The sequence below is a fragment of the Ignavibacteriales bacterium genome, from assembly GCA_026390575.1.
GTDB lineage: Bacteria > Bacteroidota > Ignavibacteria > UBA10030 > UBA10030 > Fen-1298.
In genome coordinates this window covers 43,989-64,281 of record JAPLFR010000010.1, presented here as the reverse complement: position 1 = coordinate 64,281, position 20,293 = coordinate 43,989, and the positions used below count along the sequence as shown (strand labels likewise).

Annotated in this window: 16 protein-coding genes and 2 tRNA genes; all 18 read right to left on the bottom strand. The window is 43.8% G+C overall.

What is annotated here, in order from left to right; genetic code table 11:
- Positions 1 to 18: 18 nt before the first annotated feature.
- The 18 genes from NTX44_10445 to NTX44_10360 all read right to left on the bottom strand — a co-directional run bounded on the left by NTX44_10445 (position 19) and on the right by NTX44_10360 (position 20,175).
- Complete coding sequence (locus tag NTX44_10445) at positions 19 to 801, bottom strand: hypothetical protein (GenBank protein ID MCX6122019.1); 783 nt, start codon at positions 799 to 801, stop codon at positions 19 to 21.
- Positions 785 to 1,444, bottom strand: a complete 660-nt coding sequence (locus tag NTX44_10440) for a hypothetical protein (protein MCX6122018.1) — start codon at positions 1,442 to 1,444, stop codon at positions 785 to 787. The genes NTX44_10445 and NTX44_10440 overlap by 17 nt, the downstream gene beginning before the upstream one ends.
- Positions 1,445 to 2,248: 804 nt before the next feature.
- Positions 2,249 to 2,321, bottom strand: a tRNA-Phe gene (locus tag NTX44_10435).
- A gap of 179 nt (positions 2,322 to 2,500) precedes the next feature.
- The gene (locus NTX44_10430) at positions 2,501 to 3,643 is read right to left on the bottom strand and encodes an acyl-CoA dehydrogenase family protein (GenBank protein MCX6122017.1); all 1,143 of its coding nucleotides are present in this window, start codon (positions 3,641 to 3,643) and stop codon (positions 2,501 to 2,503) included.
- A gap of 33 nt (positions 3,644 to 3,676) precedes the next feature.
- Positions 3,677 to 4,522 carry an SDR family oxidoreductase gene (locus tag NTX44_10425; GenBank protein ID MCX6122016.1) on the bottom strand — a complete coding sequence of 282 codons (846 nt, stop codon included), beginning with the start codon at positions 4,520 to 4,522 and terminating at the stop codon, positions 3,677 to 3,679.
- Positions 4,523 to 4,589: 67 nt separating this feature from the next.
- Positions 4,590 to 6,428, bottom strand: coding sequence for a glutamine--fructose-6-phosphate transaminase (isomerizing) (glmS, locus tag NTX44_10420; protein ID MCX6122015.1), 1,839 nt, complete (start codon positions 6,426 to 6,428; stop codon positions 4,590 to 4,592).
- Between the two features lie 13 nt (positions 6,429 to 6,441).
- On the bottom strand, positions 6,442 to 7,209 hold the full coding sequence (pgeF, locus tag NTX44_10415; GenBank protein ID MCX6122014.1) for a peptidoglycan editing factor PgeF: 768 nt from the start codon (positions 7,207 to 7,209) through the stop codon (positions 6,442 to 6,444).
- Entirely contained in the window at positions 7,187 to 11,083 is a 3,897-nt protein-coding gene (locus tag NTX44_10410) for an ATP-binding protein (protein ID MCX6122013.1), read from the bottom strand. Before NTX44_10410 ends, pgeF begins: the two co-directional genes overlap by 23 nt.
- Before the next feature lie 13 nt (positions 11,084 to 11,096).
- Positions 11,097 to 11,513, bottom strand: coding sequence for a DUF4783 domain-containing protein (locus NTX44_10405; protein ID MCX6122012.1), 417 nt, complete (start codon positions 11,511 to 11,513; stop codon positions 11,097 to 11,099).
- Between the two features lie 160 nt (positions 11,514 to 11,673).
- Complete coding sequence (locus NTX44_10400) at positions 11,674 to 12,474, bottom strand: hypothetical protein (protein ID MCX6122011.1); 801 nt, start codon at positions 12,472 to 12,474, stop codon at positions 11,674 to 11,676.
- A gap of 148 nt (positions 12,475 to 12,622) precedes the next feature.
- Complete coding sequence (locus NTX44_10395) at positions 12,623 to 13,909, bottom strand: dihydroorotase (protein MCX6122010.1); 1,287 nt, start codon at positions 13,907 to 13,909, stop codon at positions 12,623 to 12,625.
- An 11-nt stretch (positions 13,910 to 13,920) separates the two neighbouring features.
- A complete protein-coding gene (locus NTX44_10390) occupies positions 13,921 to 14,841 on the bottom strand; it encodes an aspartate carbamoyltransferase catalytic subunit (protein ID MCX6122009.1) in 921 nt (306 codons plus the stop codon).
- Entirely contained in the window at positions 14,838 to 15,395 is a 558-nt protein-coding gene (pyrR, locus tag NTX44_10385; GenBank protein ID MCX6122008.1) for a bifunctional pyr operon transcriptional regulator/uracil phosphoribosyltransferase PyrR, read from the bottom strand. The genes NTX44_10390 and pyrR overlap by 4 nt, the downstream gene beginning before the upstream one ends.
- A gap of 194 nt (positions 15,396 to 15,589) precedes the next feature.
- A tRNA-Val gene (locus tag NTX44_10380) sits at positions 15,590 to 15,664 on the bottom strand.
- 628 nt (positions 15,665 to 16,292) lie between these two features.
- On the bottom strand, positions 16,293 to 16,709 hold the full coding sequence (locus NTX44_10375) for a hypothetical protein (GenBank protein ID MCX6122007.1): 417 nt from the start codon (positions 16,707 to 16,709) through the stop codon (positions 16,293 to 16,295).
- 131 nt (positions 16,710 to 16,840) lie between these two features.
- The gene (locus NTX44_10370; GenBank protein MCX6122006.1) at positions 16,841 to 17,182 is read right to left on the bottom strand and encodes a DUF971 domain-containing protein; all 342 of its coding nucleotides are present in this window, start codon (positions 17,180 to 17,182) and stop codon (positions 16,841 to 16,843) included.
- Positions 17,183 to 17,208: 26 nt separating this feature from the next.
- Positions 17,209 to 17,646 carry a hypothetical protein gene (locus NTX44_10365; protein MCX6122005.1) on the bottom strand — a complete coding sequence of 146 codons (438 nt, stop codon included), beginning with the start codon at positions 17,644 to 17,646 and terminating at the stop codon, positions 17,209 to 17,211.
- Positions 17,647 to 17,688: 42 nt separating this feature from the next.
- Entirely contained in the window at positions 17,689 to 20,175 is a 2,487-nt protein-coding gene (locus NTX44_10360) for a M6 family metalloprotease domain-containing protein (protein ID MCX6122004.1), read from the bottom strand.
- Between the last annotated feature and the right edge of the window lie 118 nt (positions 20,176 to 20,293).

Sequence of the window (20,293 nt, the reverse complement as noted above, 5' to 3'; positions counted from 1 at the left end):
TCTCCATAGTTCAAATAATTATTTGTAATCACCCGAAAAAGTCCAATGGCACATTTGTCCAATGGAATCGACGGTAACCATAACTGTATTAACATTATTCTTTGAGGAAACAGCAAGAAATGTGATCATTGGGGGCCGCACATTAATAATGGTGAATTCTCCAAGGTCATTTTTTGTGCGCTGTGGAGAGAGGCAAAATCCTTCATATGACCCACTGCCGCCGTTCATTGATTTCGGAAGGATCCGGTATTCGGATGCTTCAAATGCAACTTGAATAAGATTGCTTATGAGTTGGTCTTTGGTTCTCTGCACGTCTTGAGCTTTATACAAATATGCAGAGATTATTCGGTTGCTCGTGGTCAATATCAGATCACCAATTACCGTTCTAAAAGTTAAAGCTCCACCGAGGATGAACAGAAGCGACCAGACGTGGAAGATTTTTGTAATGGTTGTACCCGCCACCTCCTTCTGTTTCAGCACACGCCAGCTGTACAACCAAAGCACTGGTCCGATTAGATACAAGAGTACAAGGGCGATGATAATTGAAAAGAGTTCTTTTGGGCTGGTGTATGGAGTATGACCTGAAAACTCGCTCATCCCCATCGAGATTGTTACTCCACTTGCCTGAACTGCCGGCGGGTGGAATATGGTGTGGAAGAGGGTGTCTGGAAAGGGGTAATAACCATAGTTAGACACAAGAACAACTAATAATGTACCAAGTGTGGTAAGAGAAAACCATCGTAAATATTCCGGAGAGAACTCCGAGAGAGATGCATTGTTCGGATCAATTTTCTGATTCATAACGCACCCCTTTCTCCGTCAACACTGCTTTGGCCTGCACAAAACCAAAGCGTCCATTGTAATTTTTAAATTCTTCAGTTCTGCCTTTTGAAAAATAGTGGTACCCAACAAGTCCAACTTCATTATCGGAAACAGTGGTGACGACAACGCGAAGACTATCGTCACCCTTCGGATCTGCTTGGTGAACATCGTGAATATTCTCGCCAAACTTGCCGTTAGGATACAATCGCTGAAATACCTGCCCGAGCGTCTCCTTTTTCTTCCCATGTTGTCCATAGTAAACAGCGAGTGTTTTTTGCAATGGAGTGTAGAGTTCTACTTGAAGGATACCATGCGTAATGACTCCACGTATTTCCATTAAGGTTCTCCGTTGGTACTTCGATAAATCTTCCATTCCTCTCCACCCAATCGCACTGACAGCAACGACAAGGACAAATACAATCCAGGTTACAACGCGGGTCTTGATGGAAAAAGGGGGCCGCATTAAATAGACAAGAAGAACAACAAGGAATATCAATGAGACAACTCCCGCAATATTGAGGGATGCCCAGTGATCATTTGCACTGCCGAGCAAATAAAAAGCAGCAAGCGGCAACAAAATACCGGCGAGGAGACAGAGAATCAACTTGAGTGATGCATTCATAATGGCAATCTCCTTGATGTGTGGAGGATAGTATTTAATTCATGAAGCGCTTTATCATTGGAATATTGGTCCCATGCTATCATTATCTTTATTCATTACTAAGAATGTTGATGCAACAACAAGCGAGTAAAAAATGATATTCTTTGTGAACTCAGGAGGAATAGATTTCTGCAGAAAGCTGGCCTGGTCAGTCTCGGATGAGGATATACTTGACGGCGGAACAAAGATTTTTTTGCAGGACTTTACAGAGTTTAGAAGTTCAATTGAATAGTGAGGACACTTCATAGTCATAACCCCCGTATGAGGAATTCAAGAAATGAACTCGAAAACAAGACTGTTCAGCTGCCAGTATCACACAATTACTGCAAATGCAAATTATGTTCTGCTCTACGAAGAAATGGAATTGACGTAAAGAAGTGCGGTTACCTCTTTTTCGTTTGCAGTAATATGAAATAATTTCGAAGTGTTCCCCGGTAAACGATGGTGCATCGGTCGAGCACCTCTCAATTTGACCACCAGAACCCTACACTTTATTTATTTGAATTTCAAGCAGTAAAAAAAAGGTGTACTTATCGCCACTTTCTGATCCTCTCTCTACTTCGAACAATGAAACAAAAAGCCACAGTGGCATCGACTTCGTCTTTGCGGGATTCTCAAAATTACAGTAAACTTAGTTTTTGTCTTGATTCACAAGGAAGGATTTTGGCTATCCCGCATCGACTTCGCCTTTGCGGGATTCTCAAAATTACAGTAATCTTAGCTTCTTCCGCTTCGCGGGATCGCTAAGTTTAGTAATTTGGGAAGTGGACAGGGAGGGAATTGAACCCCCGACACATGGATTTTCAGTCCATTGCTCTACCAACTGAGCTACCTGTCCGAAAATTTCGTGACTTAACGAGCAATGCGAAGTTAAGTCTCTGAAATTTTCAGGACCCCGCGCTTTGTGCGGGGTCCGAATTTTATCAATCGATTCAATAAAAATCCCGCCGGACCTCAGCGGGACCAAAATCTTATTTAAAACTACCAGACTTTTTGCAGAAAGTCAAGAATTGATTCTTAGACCTTTCCGTTCTTTTTGAGAACATCTCGCGCTATCACAAGTCTTTGCACTTCACTTGTACCTTCAAATATCGGATTGATTCGAGCGTCTCGGTAGTAACGCTCGATGGGAAGTTCTCTTGAGTACCCCATTCCGCCATGAATCTGCACTGCCATATCGGCTACCTTAACGAGATTTTCTGATGCATACAGCTTTACATACGCAGCCTGCCGAGAAACCGATTTTTTTTCATCATATTCTTGCGCTGTACGATAGACCATTGATTCTAAAGCATAGATTGTCAATGCTATATCTGCAAGCATAAATTGAATCGCCTGGAATTGTGATAGTGGTGCATCGAATTGCTTCCGCTCTTTTGCATATTTTGTGCTCATTTCCAATAATTCTTTCATAGCACCAAGACATGCAGCCCCTAAACCAAGACGACCGGCATCTAATGTTTTCATTGCAATGAGGAATCCACGTCCGTCATCACCAATGATGTTATCTTTTGGGATTCGGACATTATTAAACGTCAACGCATTTGTCATGCTGGCGCGAATACCCATTTTCTTTTCTTTAGGACCTGCAGTAAATCCCGGAGTTTTTGTTTCAACAACAAAAGCGCTGATGCCGCGTTCTGTCCGAGCAAAAACCGATAGGATATCCGCGAACCCGCCATTCGTGATCCACAGCTTCTCACCATTAATCACCCATTCATTTCCATCAAGATGGGCTTTCGTGCGTAAATTAAATGAATCGGAACCGGCTGAAGCTTCTGTTAATGCAAATCCTCCAATATATTTCCCTTCAGCTAGCGGAACGAGATACTTCTTCTTTAACTCCTCAGAGCCCCCAATAAAGATTGCATTCGCACCAATGGACTGATGGGCTCCAATAAAGGTGGAGGTTGCAAGATCACCTCGACCCATCTCTTCTTGCATAACGCAATAACCAACTTCTCCGAACCCGCCGCCGCCATATTCCTGAGGGAATGCCGCGCCAAGGAAACCTATGTCCGCTATTTTTCGGATTAATTCAGGAGACAATTTTTCTTCTTCATCCATCTTCTGAGCGAGAGGCTTAACCTCTGTGTTCACAAAATCTCGCGCCATATCGCGAAGCATCTTTTGTTCTTCCGTAAATTCAAATTGAAACATATCAATTTCCTTTTATTCTGATTGCAGAGACGATTATTTATTATCGTGATGATTTCGAATGCTGGCGAAAGCGGCAATATCTTCCCCTCCATCAACGCCCAAGACATTGCCGGATATCCAATGTGCTTCGTCAGTGGAAAGCAGAACAATCGCTTTTGCAATATCTTCCGGTGTTGTGAGACGTCCTCCCGGATTTTTCCCGCGTGCCGCCTCAAGCATGCCTACATTTCCCGGGATTTTACGCAAGGCCGGTGTATCCGTGACTCCAGCCATGATAGCATTCGCTGTAATACCCATAGGCCCTAGTTCCATCGCAAGCTGGCGGAGATGTGCTTCCAAACTCGCTTTTGCAGCCGATACAGCACCGTAGTACGGCATCGCTATGTGTCCTCCTGAACTTGTCATTCCAAAAATACGTCCTCCGCTTTTCATGAGATTTCGCGAGATCAATCCCTGTACCCAATACACAAGACTATGCGCCATCACATTGACCGTCATTTCCATTTGTGCCGGAGTTAAAGCGTCTTCCGGTTTCTTCGCTATGAATGGTTTTAATGTTCCGAATGCAAGTGAATGCAGGAGCACTTTTATCGTGTCGGACGAACCGAGGGCAAACTGTTCCTGAATATCATCGAGCGTTTCATCCTGCTTGATCTGGTCTGCTGCATTGATATTATAAAACACCGTTTTCACACCAGTGTGCTTGATTTCTTTGATGAGGTTCTGAACATTTGGCATCGTTGCTTGACGATCAAGATGCACGCCAAAAATATTCATCCCATTCTCTGCCAGTTCACGTGCAGTAGCTGCGCCAAATCCACTGGAGGCACCCAGGATAAGCGCCCATTCATTCGGTTTGAATTTCGACTCTTGCTTCATAGTGTTTTACACTTTCCTTTGATACAACATCATTTAAGATAGAAAGAATTCCCGGAAAAACAATTTTTCATTCTACCGTAACGCTTTTCGCAAGGTTCCGCGGCTGATCCACATTGCAGCCTCGTGACACTGCAATATAATATGCCAGTAATTGCAGCGGAATAACGGAGAGAATCGGCGAGAACAAATCAAGTGTTTGCGGAACGCAGATCAAATAATCAGCGAGCTGCTTAATGTTTTTTTCTTCTTCATTCACAATAGCAATGACACGCCCGCGCCGTGCTTTTACTTCCTGGATGTTGCTCATAACTTTTTCGTACGTTCTGTCCTGCGGCGCAATAAACACAACCGGCATTTTCTCATCAATGAGCGCAATAGGTCCGTGCTTCATTTCTGCGGCCGGGTATCCTTCTGCGTGAATATAGGAGATTTCTTTTAATTTGAGCGCACCTTCCAGCGCAACTGGAAAATTATATCCCCTGCCCAGGTAGAGAAAGTTCTTCATTTCTATAAATTCACTTGCGATATATTCAACCTGTTTCGTATCGGAAAGAATCGTTTTCACTTTTTCCGGCAGTGATTTTAATTCTTGAACGAGCTTTATGCCTTGCTCCCGCGTCATTCCTATACGCCGTGCAAGCAGAATGGTCAAAAGAGCCAAAACGGTCAATTGAGATGTAAAGGCTTTTGTCGATGCCACACCAATTTCAGGGCCGGCATGAATATAGACGCCGCCATCACTTTCACGGGCAATAGAACTCCCAACCACATTACATATTCCAATGGCAGTCGCTCCTTGTGCTTTGGCTTCTCGCAACGCCGCGAGTGTATCCGCTGTCTCACCGCTTTGACTTATAAGAATCACAACATCATTGTTTCTCAAAACCGGATTTCGATAACGAAACTCAGAAGCGTATTCCACTTCGACGGGAATATGCGCATACTGCTCAAGCATATATTCGCCGATGAGAGCAGCGTGCCACGATGTGCCGCACGCAGCAATAATTAAACGCGGCGCGCGTACTATTTTTTCAATAACTCCATCAAGCCCGCCAAGTTTTACATTGCCATCCTCTTCCAGCAATCTGCCGCGCATCGCATTCTGAATTGACTCAGACTGTTCATGAATTTCTTTCAGCATGAAGTGAGTGAATCCACCCTTTTCGATTTCTTCTAGATCAAATGTGAGCTCTTCCACCACTTTCGTGATTTCAACATCTTTGAGTGTTTTCGTTGTCACACCTTCAGCTGTCAATTCGGCAACTTCACCATCTCCGAGATAGACAACTTGCCGGGTATGCTCTATAATGGCGGCGGCATCAGCAGCAACGATGTTTTCACCATCTCCAATGCCGAGAATAAGCGGACTCCCCATTCTCGCAGCGACTATTCTATCCGGTTCACGAGACGATAAAACAACAAGCCCGTATGTTCCAGTTACTTCTTTCATTGCTAAACGAACCGCCTCAAAGAGATTAGGGGTCGATTTGTATATCTCTTCAATTAAATGGGCAACGATCTCAGTATCCGTTTCACTTACAAAACGGTGCCCTTTCTGAAGTAGTTTCGTTTTAAGAGCAAGATAGTTCTCTATAATACCGTTATGGACTACAGCAATTTCATGCCGGCAATCTGTATGTGGATGCGCATTGATATCATTGGGTTCTCCGTGAGTAGCCCAACGCGTATGTCCCATACCGATATGCATCTCAGGCAATCGCACACCATTATTTAATTTCTGTACAAGGTCATCAACTTTCCCTTTTTGTTTTTGAATGAGCAGCATTCCTTTGTCAATGAGTGCTATTCCCGCTGAATCATATCCTCGGTATTCCATGCGCTTCAATCCTTCCAGTATAATCGGAAGCGCACTTTTTTTCCCGACATATCCCACAATACCACACATACTATATCTCCGGTTACGGCTGCAAACGAATAACAGCCATCATTCTGCCTGCGTTTGTTCCATCCCGTCTATAGGAATGGAACAATTGCGATTCACATATTGTGCAATGTTTGCTGATCTCCATGTTGTCCTCCGCTACTCCCACCTGATGAAGTTGAGCCGCGTTCTCTTTCTTGAGATCAACAAATATCTTCTTCTTGTTATAAGGTACGATTTTCTTCTCGAACTTCACAGCGACTTCCTCACTTACTTCGTAACAGCATACTCCAGCTGATGGACCGATAAAGGCGAGCACATGTTCAGGATCCGTTTTAAATTCCTCCTGCATGTTATGAATCGTTCGCTTGACGATACCACGTGCAGTACCTCGCCATCCTGCATGGACGGCCCCTATTGCGTTTTGAATTGGATCGAAGAGCAAGATTGGAACGCAATCAGCAACCGTAATACCTAATGCCACTCCGCATGCATTGGTAATGAGCGCATCACACTTTTCATATTCACCCGGCGTAACGACCTTACGAACAATTTCTGAATGAGATTGAAGCGGAATCGCAAGCTCATTCCTGGATATCCCAAGCTGAGAAAAGAATGCTGTCCGGTTCATCTCAACGATTGCCGGATCATCTCCAACATGAGTACTCAGATTCATCCCGTACTTAGTTCGATTCCTGCTTCCACGCTTCGTACTCATTCCCGAGCGAACTTCTGGATAAACTGAAAATATTTTCGGCAGTATCGCTGTTTGTTCCTGCATATCAGACCGGAAGTCGGATTTCAAATGTCGTTCCTTTTCCTTGTTCACTTTGGCAGGTTATTATTCCTCCATGGTCTTCAATAACTCTTCTTGCAATTGCCAGCCCAATTCCCATTCCTTCTGATTTTGTTGAAAAATTCGGCTCAAATATCTTCGAACGTATCTCTTCTGGAATTCCTAAGCCCGTATCTGAAATTATGATGAGGCACCACCGCCCTTCCTTGGAAGTGCTGATGGTAATTGTTCCTGCTTTTTCAATAGCTTGAATAGCGTTCCTTATAATATTGATAAAAACTCCGCGGAGCTGGTCGCTGTCGGCAATCACTTTGTCAGTCGGTGACGAAAGCTTATCGATAAAGGTGATTCCTTGAACCTCCTTGAACAAATTGATTGTTTCCTTTAATACATTATCAATGTCGACTCTTTCGAATTTTCTTTCGGGCATTTTAGCAAAATGGGAGAATTCTGTTGCAATGCGCGAGAGAGCTTCAACTTGATCTATTACTGTTTGTGTTACACGTTGAAGAATTTCATCCCGCTCTGGCGCGTTATCCTTGAATGCCTGCCGCAAATGCTGAATGGAAAGCTTCATGGGAGTAAGTGGATTTCTGATTTCATGCGCGACTTGTTTAGCCATTTCCTTCCAGGCGTTCTCGCGTTCATGCTTGGCAAGCTCTTCTCTGCTTGTACGCAGCTTTGAGATCATATCATTGAATGATTGGGCCAGTGTACCAAGTTCATCGTGTGATTTCACTGTCACATTTATATCGAGATTTCCCCCTGCAACATTTTTTACAGCACGGGTTAACTTTTGTAGGGGACGCGCAAAACGCAACGCAAGCAGTCCACCACCGGCTAATGCAATTCCAAAGATCATCGCGTACACCCCGAAGACATACGCATTTTGCTGTGACAACTCAGCTTCGATTTTCCTTTGCCTATTTAACGTTGGAATAGCAAGCACACCAACAATACTTCCATGGATGGAAAGCGGCGTATAGCCAACGACGTACTCGACAGAACCAATCTTTTCTTGTGCCAGTACATGAGTTCTTCCATTCAGTATGGTTGAAGCAAAGACTTCACCGTTCAGCCGTCCATCTAAAAGAGATGCGCGATACAGTTCCGATCGGCTGCTTGCCTGGATTGAAGCGCCGCGATACACCGAGAAATCAACTCCATATTCAGCAGCGAGCGCTTCACAAAAATCGTCATCGACACCTTTCACAAAATCTTCTTCGTCAGAAACATACGCGCTGATTCGATCCTGTAATTTTGCCAAATCGCTATAGAGTTCCACTTCCCCTTGTTTTTGCACTCGCTCTGCAACAAGCTGTTTATTGTAGTAACTCAGAACTACCAGCGGCACAAGTGTTATACAGGCGAATCCGAGTAACAGCTTCCCTCGAAATCCAAGTGTCGGAATATCCTTCAGCATACTTTTCCGAATGCACAGGCACATTCCAAGTACCGCTACAACGGCAAGACAAATAAAGAATTCTTTGAGGGTACTAAACATCTCCCAGCGGAAATCTAATTCTTCTAAACTAATTGCTGCAATTCTCTCCGGTGAAGCAGCATCTCTCGTAAATACCGTCTGCGTCTTATATCCATTCATGAGAATGTCTTTCCACAGAAAGGGATTTTTTGTGTTCTGAAGTTCACTATCGATCGCTGCGGATAAAAAACGTTCCGGATATAATTTTCTTCCTGTTGAAAAGACCAGCGAATCATGTACAAATTCGTGAACCGCAATTTCGCGTACGACATCATTTTCCAGCCGATCTCCAAACTGTCGAAGCGGTTCTGTTTCTTCTTCACGAAATATTGCTTTTTGATGCTCCGATAAAAGCACTGCAATACTGCCACACAATTGTCCGCTTGAATCTCGAATTGTAGTCCACGCTCCATAAAGATTGCCTAAGACTTTCGATTCTGTTCGATCAATAATATGAACTGCCTCTTCTTCACCTGCAAAGACTTTTGAAAGAATATTCTGCTGTTCGGGCTTATTCATGCCAACAACAAACCGATCCACTTCATTTCCTTGCTGATTATAGAGGATAAGAGCAGAGTTGTATCCTTCTTTGCCAATCAGTGATTTTGTCCACAACACAAATGCGAGATTGTTTTCTTTTGCAGATGAAAGCGAGTATGAGTTCACATGAGCTGTAAAACTTTCGACAGAAGTTCGGATGCCATCCTGTACAACATACGTCAACCAACTGTCGGAAGGACGCAAAAACTCATTCTCAACGGTTTCTACTTCTTTACGCTCCCTTTGCGGAAGTTCTTGGTGTAAGAGAGGTGCGCCAATTACAAATGAACCCATTGTCATCCACAATGCAAATCTCCATTGCTGTGATGTTGAATCAAATCCTATGCCCTTCCAATAGATAAGCAGCTCCACAAAATAAATACAGAGAGCAATAAAGATGATTGAACTGAGCAATGATATGAATCGGCTACTATCGAGTAATGCAAAAATTGGAATGCAGATTATGACAATACCGATGAGCAGAATTCGCGATTTTGTTTCATCCTGCAAGAAGTGGACGGCGAGTAATTTTCTTCCATTCGAGAGCAGCACAGTCGATACACAGAGGAGAGAGACACCAAGCATCATGATATTAAAATACATCAGTGCGGCAGTTCCATTTGGAAGAATCTCCGATGGATTGTTGTATTGAATTGTTGAATCAAAAACAAAACTCCGCACTGCTTCACCGAAACCACGGAAAAGCCATAGAACCAGCATTGAAAGAATACCAACGAATGCCAGTGACCCGACTTGGCCAATACGCAAGCCCATTCTCGCGATTATTCCTTTCGATTCAATGTTAAAGGCGTGACGTGAAAAAAAGAACCACGCTGAAGCCGCTACGGTTATAACCGTAAGAATGAGTTCGCCGATTGAGGAACTTAATCCAAGGACAAAAGGCGAAGCATACAAATTCGGATTAAAGAGCCACCCGCCGATGAGCGTTGCAGGAAAATTTAATTCTCTCCACACAAACCGCACACACCACAAAGAAAGAATCAGCGCTGTCGTTGTCATCCAAGGATGGTGTTTTTTCGCAATCCACAATACGACAGTGCATAAAAAAAACAAACAGCCGCACGCTATGCAAAGAGTGATGAACATATCGCAGACATCTCTCTCTGATGAAATCTTGCCATCGAGCGTTATTTCTGCAACGATGAATTCAGCAACCGTTTTATTCGCTTGATCGATCACTGGAACACTATATTCTCCTTGATGCACGGTGTACGTCTGCGGAAGTCTGAATGTGATCTGTGTTTTGAGTGTCTGTGAAAGTTCTTCGCAGAAACTCACTTTCTGAATAAAGCGATTTGAAATAGGAGAATTTACTTCAAGCGGTTCACTGACCACGAGAGACATTCTCTCGCGCGCTAATCTTTTACCAACAGTGACATACGTGCGCAATCCATTTTGTGTCAGAAAAACAAATGATTCGGAAGATTTTTGATCAAGCACTTGCTTGCCCAATGATGAAATACTCGGACCATTCCATGCAATACTATTTCCCAGCGAATCGATGAGATCAATAGTCTGATCATCGTTTAATGTGTATGCATTGAGAGATTGAAATGCTTTGGCTGCAGCAGAAATATCATTGAGGTGTATACTCGTGCTGAACGATATATCTCCGGATGCAAGCTCCGTGATTTTCGTCAACCGTTGAATTCTGGTTTGAAATGCTTCACGAATAACCTGGCCGGATCGTATCCGTTGTGCTGTGCGTTCAGCATCCCAACGATAATGGATATACGATGGAATGAAAAGCCGTACTACCACAAGCATAGCAGCGATGGCAGCACAAATAAAAAAGCCCCACAGCGCGGGGCGGGCATACCTTGTGTAATGATTTGTCATGCCCACTGCTTCATTAGTAGATATTGAATTGATTGATGACCCACCGCGAATCCTGACGCATCAGCGATACATATACTTGCACTGACTCTTGATTTCCTTTTTGGAAATAGACAAGACGGCCTGTTGCGTATGGAGTGCCGCCTTTTTCATGAATACGGGAGAACTCGAAAGAGATGGGCCTGCGTACTGAAAAATATTCAGAGAGCACCGACGCTGCTTGATTCATAGAAAAATATCCGCGTTCACCAGAACCTATGGCAATCGTAACCATTGCGCCGAGTTCTTTGTCAAATTCTTTTACTGCACATTTCCGTATACCGTTCTCAATCGTCTGAAAAACAGCTGACACTCTGGAATGCTGCTGGTCTAATCGGACAGATGGCGTGCCAAATACTTCTTTTGGGAGACGAGGTTCAGATCGTTGTTTCACCTGAGCATCGGAAGAATAAGAGAAAAGTAATATGATAAACAGCCATCGCATAGTTCGCGTCCAAATTATCAGAAAACGTGGAGAAAGTCAATCAAACAAAAAGCGGACTTTTCTCTCTTTCCCTAAGAAAAGGCCGCTTCTCTTTGTACAACTACTGTATTCATTTCATAAGACTGCTGCGAATCCGATCAAATTGTCTACCGCCAGTCCTGGATGTATGGGTTGTCTTCAATTCTATATTACCTTTTGCCGTTTGATATGCCCAATCAAACACTATGCGGCTTGCCGTCACATTTTGCACTCGAATTTTAGCATAGTTGTCATCCACCGTCCAGATAACATATGTATGTCCCACAATAGCTTCCGCAGATTTTGACGGTGCCCAACCTTCTGTCGGCGACGCAGAAATCTCATCAAGTGAACTCGTGAATCCCATATCTTGAATATCCGTGTCAGACCACACTTGTACGTACAAGCGGCCATGAGCGTTCACGAAGAATACATCCGTATTTTTATCATAACAACTCAGAACACTATATTGGGCAAAACCATAACCTGAAATATTTCTTGATGTGCTCGTATCAATAAGAACTACTCCAACTCCTTCTGGACGCGGTGTGTCGTAGACAACATCCTTACTCAAAGCACTTTCATTATCATCAAAATCGTAGGCGCTCACTGCGTAATAATATGTTGTTCCGTTCTTGGCGTCATAATCGACTAAACTAGCGGCAGAAGTGGAAGCGATCAATTGATAGTGACCGTCATATTGATAACTTACCCATACGTTGTATCCTTTGACATCTTCCGCCTTGCTTGGCAGCCATTGGATTTCGACAGCATTATCGAGTGAAATTGTTCTAATACCTTGCGGAGGTGGAGGCGGTGTTGTATCAATTTTATGTTCTTCACATCCTAGTAGAATAACTGATGCAGCGAGAGCGATCAATATAAGTTTCATGGCAGTCCTTTCAAAAATTGTTCTTGAACAAAAGAACTCAAGGTACGTGCCAGATGAAATCTTATCGAATCAACCGATTCTCCGCGATGGTATTACGCCGATTGTCCAGAATGGTAACGCAACTGTCTGGTATTCTGAACACATTCGTCTATTTTACGAAATAAGTTTTTCCATTATTGATGATGCCGAGTGCCTTTCCTTTCAATGTCCGTCCATGGAATGGAGAATTCTTAGATTTTGATCGGAACGATTGAATGTCCACTGTCCACTCTCTTGTTGGATCCAACAATGTTAAGTTTGCTCTTTCACCTTCCTGAATATTAATTGCTGGTAAAGAAAGGATACGGCGCGGATTGACCGATAACTTTTCGATCAATTGAGTAAACGTGAGATATTTTTGATGAACAAGTTCCGTAAGAGACAATCCGATAGCGGTTTCCAAGCCAACAATACCGAACGGCGCTTGTGCAAATTCAACTTCCTTCTCATCAATTGTATGCGGTGCGTGGTCAGATGCAATGACATCGATGATCCCATCGTGCAACGCTTCTTTTATTGCCTGCACATCTGCCTTCGTACGCAGCGGCGGACTCATTTTCAAGTTCGTATCAAAGCTTTCAACTGCCTCATCTGAAAGAGTAAAGTGATGCGGCGCAGCTTCGCAGGTGATATTTAACTTTTCTGTTTTCGCTCGACGTACACAATCGATAGATCCGGTTGTGCTTATGTGCGCAACGTGATATTTTGCTCTTGGGACATATCGCAAGAGAACAATATCTCGCACAATCATCAACTCCTCGGCAACCGGTGGAATGCCAGGCATACCAAGCCGCGTCGATACAAATCCTTCATTCATCAATCCATTCTTTGTCATGGTAGATTCTTCTGCATGCTGGATGATAGGCAAATGATACATCGACGAGTATTCAAAAATTCGCCGCATCAACTCCGCGCTCGCAATCGGTGCTCCATCATCAGAAAAAGCGACCACACCGGCTTTCGCTAACTCAGCCATAGGCGACAACTCTTCGCCTTTGCGTCCTTTCGAGGCCGCCCCAATGGGGTACACATCCACAAGTCCACCGGTGGCGCGTCTTCCTTCTTCCTGCACATAGCGCGCAACAGATTCTTCATCAATTGCCGGATTCGTGTTCGGCATGCAGCATACAGCAGTAAATCCGCCGGCCGCTGCAGAAGCACACCCTGTTTCTATAGTTTCTTTGTGTTCATATCCCGGTTCACGCAAGTGCACATGCATATCGATAAATCCAGGAGCTATAATTTTATTTTTCAGATCAATTACTTCATACGACTTATCACTAGAAAGCGATTCGCTGAGGCGTTCAATCCTTCCATCAACAATCAACATATCCGTGACGACATCTATCCCTTTCATGGGATCAATCAAACGACCAGATTTTAAGTGGAGTTTCATGTTTCGTTCCTTCAATTGGAAGTTCCAAGTAAGTAAAGTACCGACATTCTGATAGCTTCACCGTTTGTGACCTGTTCGAGAATGACAGAATGCGGTCCATCGGCAAGATCAGCTGAAAGCTCAACATCTCGATTTATCGGGCCAGGATGCATAATAGTGATTGGCTTCAATGCTCGATCGACTTTTTCTTTCGTCACACCGAAATAACGATGGTATTCACGAAGCGACGGGAAGAGTCCGCTCTTCTGCCGCTCCAGTTGAATGCGAAGAACATTCAGCGCATCGACGTGGGGAATAATATCTTCTAATCTATGATAGACACGAACGCCAAGGTCTTCAATGTTCCGCGGGATAAGTGTCGCAGGGCCGCACACCGATATTTCAGCACCCATAGTTTTTAATCCGTAGATATTTGAAAGTGCAACGCGGCTGTGTAAAATGTCACCAACGATACAGATGCGCAATCCTTCGAGTGAGCCATGTTTCTCCCGCAGTGTCATCATATCGAGCAGGGCTTGTGTAGGGTGCTCGTGTGCTCCATCGCCTGCATTGATTACGTTTGCTTTTACGACGCGCGTGAGAAAGTGCGGTGCCCCTGATGACGAGTGCCTGATGACAACCATATCTATTTTCATCGCTTCGATATTGCGGGCTGTGTCCTTCAGCGTTTCACCTTTACTGACGCTGCTGCCGGATGCGGCAAAGTTCACAACATCTGCCGAGAGACGCCGTTCCGCAAGCTCAAATGAAATTCTTGTGCGCGTAGAACTTTCGAAAAACAAATTCACAATCGTCTTTCCTTGCAGAGGAGGAACCTTCTTAATAGGCCGTTCCAAAATCTCTTTGAATGATGCTGCTGTATCCAGTATGAGTGTGATGTCTTCCTTGCTCATTCCTTCTAATCCGAGTAAGTGGCGGCTTTGCAGTTTCATTGTTCATCCTCCTTTCCTTTATTCTCAATCAGATAGACTGCATCTTCTTCATCTGTTTCCATCATCGCTACTTGTACTTCCTGTTCGCGTGCAGTGGGCACATTCTTTCCGACAAAATCTGCTTTGATGGGTAACTCGCGATGCCCGCGATCTACGAGTACAAGTAACTGGATCTCAGACGGACGTCCAAGATCCATCAAGGCATTGAGAGCTGAACGAATTGTCCGCCCTGTGAAGAGCACGTCATCAATCAAAACGATAACTTTGCCGCGAATATCGAAAAGTATTTCTGAACTTTTCAATTCGGGTTGGTCAAGACGCCCGCGCAGATCATCGCGGTAGAGCGTAATATCCAGTACGCCAACCTGTACGTTCATGTTTTCAATTTCTGCTATTTTCTTCGCAACACGATGAGCAAGGAATTCGCCTCGCGTTCTGATCCCAACGAGCACAACATCCTGCACACCTCTATTTTTCTCCACCACTTCGTGGGAGAGACGGTTCACAGTTCGCCGAAGACCATCGGCGTCGAGCACTTTTGTTTTCATCATCATCCACCTTTCTTAAAATGAAAAAACCCCCAGTTCCAACGAATGCGGAAAAGGGGGGATTCAATTTTCAATTAGCAATGATGAGTGATCAATTCATACTTGTCATTGTTCGTTGATCACTGCTCATTGATCGTCATCCCTTCCCTACCTCGCTGGATAGGAATTAAAGGAACATCTTCAAAGAACATTTTACCTTGTGGGCGCTGCGGGGATCGAACCTGCGACCTTACGCGTGTGAGGCGTACGCTCTGAACCAGCTGAGCTAAGCGCCCGCAATTTATTGCCGTACATTACTCAATAACACTATATTAAGATAGAAAAATATATGTTCCGGTTCAACCTGTATTTACGCGTACATAAAAATCACACGTGTATTTTAAGTACGTGCGATCGAAATCTTGTTCACAGGTACACACAGATGCTCAGGCATGAGATGTATGTCTCGCTCATATTTTTCTACAATTGAATATCAAAGATTGCTTTATTCGACGGCAACAATTAACTTAGATGTTGTAAGGAGTACGGTTATCAGACCATGAGTCTCAAAAAAATGCCAGGAAAATAAAAAACGGCCTGTGCATGGCGATCAATTCACTTTTCAAAGGGGCAGAGCATGGCAAATAATACAGATAGTGTAACGTGTTCAAAATGCAATGGGACTGGTTTATCCGGACCGCATGTGAGATGCAAGGACTGCAGGGGATTCGGTTTTATCTCTCCTCGAACAATAGCATGCCAACATTGCGGAGGAACTGGTTTCATGAAAGCCCATGTAACGTGTGACCACTGTGGCGGCTTCGGTAACTTACCACAGAAATAAATCACCAGGGTTGATTATAAGAATAAACAGCAGCGTACTTTTATTCTCTTCTTAGAAAATACGTACCGTATCTCACGATACTAATTGCAATATTTATCCAAAGCAGTTTGGGCAGAGCGATTTCCAAGTTGATTCGCAATTTGAAAATCTGCACATGCTTCCTTACGTTTTTTCACACCGATTTTTGCCATCCCCCGCATATAAAATGTATCTCCATTCTTCGGATTCAGTCCAATCGCTTTATCGAAATCAACAATCGCACCGGAATAATCTTTGAGATTAAATTTGTTGATTCCACGGTAATGATAGGGCTTCGGCTCGTTTGGATATAATTCAATCACCTTTGTAAAGTCAGCTATTGCACCTTGATAGTCGCCCCTGGTGGACTTATCTATACCGCTGTTATAGTAGGCGCCCGTTACTTGAGCTTGCACATTGGTCACGTAAAAAAAGTAGAAGAAAAAGCAAGCAAGAAAAATGCTGAGTGGCTTCATCATACGATACTCCTTTACAGAGAACGTTTCCGGTTATTGTTCAGATAGTCCTGTTCCCGGATTCTTTTAAACTGTAACAAATTTTAGTTCTTAATGCAAGCGGGAAACTTCGGCTGATAGAAAGTAGCAGTGTTTTATAGCTTTTGTTCATTATCAATGTTTTGCGCAAGGCAGATTTGACATTCGCAGAGATTTCTCAAAATCTCCCACGTGTATATACCGGTGGAATGCCCATCACCCCAAGAAAGCTGAAGAGCATAATGGCCAACCTGTTGAATACCAGTGAGATTATATCTTCCGGGAAGATGCTGCTGCGGTTCCGGCTTGTACGTTTTGAGTAAAATTGTTTCACCTTGACATCCTGCACAGGGACAACTATCACGCAGCGTGCGGAGAGAGATGATGCTCGCATGACCATCATCCCATTTTATAGAAAGTTCAACCGGTGAAGATAATTTTATTTGTGTAGCAATCATTTTGATCATTTCTTATTGAATAAGACTTATTTCAAATACAGTTTTTTTGCCCTGCAATGATAATTAATCTGTCCGGCTGGCCCGCCTGAAAAAAGCTCTAGAAAAAGACTGTCGCCAGAATATTTTCCATATCCGGAAATTGATACATATTCGTTATGATAAGGAAACTTTTGCGTGTCTAGAAAAATGCTGTCCCCTTTCTGACTTCCAACAATAGTATATGTATGAGCGATGTTTTCGAACAAAAGAATATGACGCCTGCTGTCACCCTGCACCTGAATAGTATATGAGCTGCTCCCTTTAAAACCCGCATGCGGTCCATCTGCTACTTCATAGTATTCGATCACTGAATAACTTCCTGTGAATATTCTTTCTACCGATTCGGACGATATTTTCTGTACTTCTTTCCGGCAACCCATCACCAGGAGAAATATCACTACTATGTATGCGACTCTTCTTCCCATTTACTTTTCCGGTACTCTTTTTCAGGTGCTCCTTGATGTCCCTTACTTCATCAAAATCATCTTCCTGACCTGAGAAAATTTTCCCGTGCTCAGACGATAGAAATATATTCCGCTGGCAAAACGGCTGGCATCCCAGACCATCTCATATGTTCCAGGCAGTTTTTCTCCGCTCTCCAATGTCTCCACTTCGCGTCCAAGCATATCATAGATTTTGAGCGAGACCAATCCCGTCGCTTTCATCTCAAATTTCATATGCGTCGTTGGATTGAATGGATTGGGATAATTCTGCTCAAGCGCAAATGGTGTCGGCACGCCAGTTGGCTCTGCAATGCCAGTGCTTACCGAAGGTGCAATAATCACACTGCTTCCATTTGACGGAATCCGTTCAGTATAATCCCCCGCTTCAAGCCAGCTTAGTCCGTTGGTCGAATCCTTTTGAATTCCTATCTTGATCGCCTGCCGTGTCGCAGTCAATCCAAAGTTCTGAAAGTTGACGGTTATCGAACTGTTTGAAGCATCTAGCACGAGTTGGAATGAATTCGACGTATCTCCTTTCTGTTCAAATGTACCGACGTTGATCCAACTGAGAATAAACCGATTCCCCAATGTTTGATACAAAATTCTTCCGCCTCCGTACGTGTCCTTCGGATTCAAATCATAATCATTATACGCCACAGCAATCGATGCAGGGAATTGTGTGTTGCCCGGCCAATAAATTCCGTCGCTGAAATATCCAAATGAGTTCAATGAAGAAAATCCGCTGCTGTTAATATTGAGCGCCTTTTGTGTAAAGCTCACCAGACCGTTAATCCCAACATATATGGAATCGTATTTATTCCCATAGTACGTGAACTTAAATCCCAGCGGAATGGCATTTGCCGTATATCCATCATCAAAAGATGAATCGCGGCTTGCCGTTCCGTTCATCCAGTTCTGAATAGCATTACCTGAGTTTGAAATATCTATCCAGGAATAATTTGTCATACTTGCAGAATAGTCGTTTGTGATAGGGACACTTGGTACAATATGAACATCAAACCTTATAGAATCCCCGCTGGAAGAACCAATATTTTTAATCGATAAACCGCCCGGAAATCCATCACTTAAAAAACTGGCGGGATTTGTGGAATCGCCTAGTGTGGTTCGGCCAGACTCGCTGCTCAAATATGCCTGAGAAGGATTCCCGTTTATCCAGAGCGTTCCATTCGGTCGATACACGTATATTTCATCAGGAGGACCTGAAGCGTTGCCGCTCACTCGTTCATTGATCCTGTATACAATTAATCCACTTCCCGGAAGCAGACTTTCGTAAAGTCCGTTCTCTTTCCGAAATTCCAGAACGAAATATTCCCGTACACTTCTTGGCGATTTGATTTTATACACATTGTTCGTTGGAGAGGTCGACACTTTAAGCCAGTATGTACCATCGGCAGAAATTTCCGGGATCGAAGAAATCCATTTGCCGTATTTATATTTCAAATAATTTGTCATGTGGGCGCTGCCGCCACACATAATATCCCACGTGCCGCATGGACTGATGGCCGTATTTGTATAACGGTAAAGATCAGGCATACCCACGCTGTGTCCCATTTCATGGCAGAGCACTCCCACGTCAAGCATTTTATCAAGCTGGAAATTGTACGACGAGACTATCTTTCCATTAATAGATATCGCAGGCGATGACGACATTGTAGACATATGCGGCCAGAGAAGATCTGCCCAGCCCGCAGCAGTACCAGAAACAACGAAGGTCACATTGTCTACGTTTCCGTCACCATTACCGTCCAGATTAAGCGAAGTAGGAAGATCCTTCGTAACCGCCGTTATCGCATTGCGTAGAAGATTCGCTTCTCGTGCATCCGCATCGGTTGTATATCCCAAAGGATTCGTGACAGCATCGTATTTGAGGTAATACCCGCGCTGGTGGCTGTCCTGATATGAAACTATCGCATTCCCCGAGCGCTGAATAATATAACTCGAAACCGCGAGCTGGCTATATGAAACTTCTTGATAATACTCTTTGAGCGAAGGACCGGAGGGTGAATTAAATTGTGAATCATACAAGTTAGCGGAGGTGTCGCTGAATTCCGGTTCCAATTGAAACCGTATGAAGATCACAAGATTGGAAAATTCGCTGGTCTGACCGGTTTTTGAAACCATCGATGCGTACGTTGCTTTTGCAAATGTCTGCCGTTGTGAATATACTGGAAAAACATTTACTGCCGGTGTCAATCCTGTGACTTTAGGATCAATCCTGCCGACAATAGAGGACGACGGAAGAAGTTTCCCCTTTCCCAAAATCGCATAGACATAGTAATGTGAGGTTGGATCCTGAATGATAGTATAACTGTCTTTGTCATGCACCCAATTATAGAATTCGTCGCCGCTGGCAAATACATGCAATCGTGTTCCATCCGGCTGCACCAACTCGATAGGAACAAATGATAGTGGAGCCGACCACAACGTTGAAACGGCGAGAATGAGAATGAATAGAAGGGCAGAAACCCGTAAAATCTGGAATCGGAACATAATTATCTCATCTATGGAAGAACATACTCTATGAAAATGCAATACGCACAACAGTCAATCATTCACAAGAATAGTACAGGTAAATTTTGCGAATAGCCAGAACAGCATCCACCATCAG

What these genes read in the sequence shown, in the direction of transcription:
- NTX44_10445 (MCX6122019.1), bottom strand. Translation starts at nt 801, where the DNA reads ATGAATCAGAAAATTGATCCGAACAATGCATCTCTCTCGGAGTTCTCT.
- NTX44_10440 (MCX6122018.1), bottom strand. Translation starts at nt 1,444, where the DNA reads ATGAATGCATCACTCAAGTTGATTCTCTGTCTCCTCGCCGGTATTTTG.
- NTX44_10430 (MCX6122017.1), bottom strand. Translation starts at nt 3,643, where the DNA reads ATGTTTCAATTTGAATTTACGGAAGAACAAAAGATGCTTCGCGATATG.
- NTX44_10425 (MCX6122016.1), bottom strand. Translation starts at nt 4,522, where the DNA reads ATGAAGCAAGAGTCGAAATTCAAACCGAATGAATGGGCGCTTATCCTG.
- glmS (MCX6122015.1), bottom strand. Translation starts at nt 6,428, where the DNA reads ATGTGTGGTATTGTGGGATATGTCGGGAAAAAAAGTGCGCTTCCGATT.
- NTX44_10410 (MCX6122013.1), bottom strand. Translation starts at nt 11,083, where the DNA reads ATGACAAATCATTACACAAGGTATGCCCGCCCCGCGCTGTGGGGCTTT.
- NTX44_10400 (MCX6122011.1), bottom strand. Translation starts at nt 12,474, where the DNA reads ATGAAACTTATATTGATCGCTCTCGCTGCATCAGTTATTCTACTAGGA.
- NTX44_10395 (MCX6122010.1), bottom strand. Translation starts at nt 13,909, where the DNA reads ATGAAACTCCACTTAAAATCTGGTCGTTTGATTGATCCCATGAAAGGG.
- NTX44_10390 (MCX6122009.1), bottom strand. Translation starts at nt 14,841, where the DNA reads ATGAAACTGCAAAGCCGCCACTTACTCGGATTAGAAGGAATGAGCAAG.
- pyrR (MCX6122008.1), bottom strand. Translation starts at nt 15,395, where the DNA reads ATGATGATGAAAACAAAAGTGCTCGACGCCGATGGTCTTCGGCGAACT.
- NTX44_10375 (MCX6122007.1), bottom strand. Translation starts at nt 16,709, where the DNA reads ATGATGAAGCCACTCAGCATTTTTCTTGCTTGCTTTTTCTTCTACTTT.
- NTX44_10370 (MCX6122006.1), bottom strand. Translation starts at nt 17,182, where the DNA reads ATGATTGCTACACAAATAAAATTATCTTCACCGGTTGAACTTTCTATA.
- NTX44_10365 (MCX6122005.1), bottom strand. Translation starts at nt 17,646, where the DNA reads ATGGGAAGAAGAGTCGCATACATAGTAGTGATATTTCTCCTGGTGATG.
- NTX44_10360 (MCX6122004.1), bottom strand. Translation starts at nt 20,175, where the DNA reads ATGTTCCGATTCCAGATTTTACGGGTTTCTGCCCTTCTATTCATTCTC.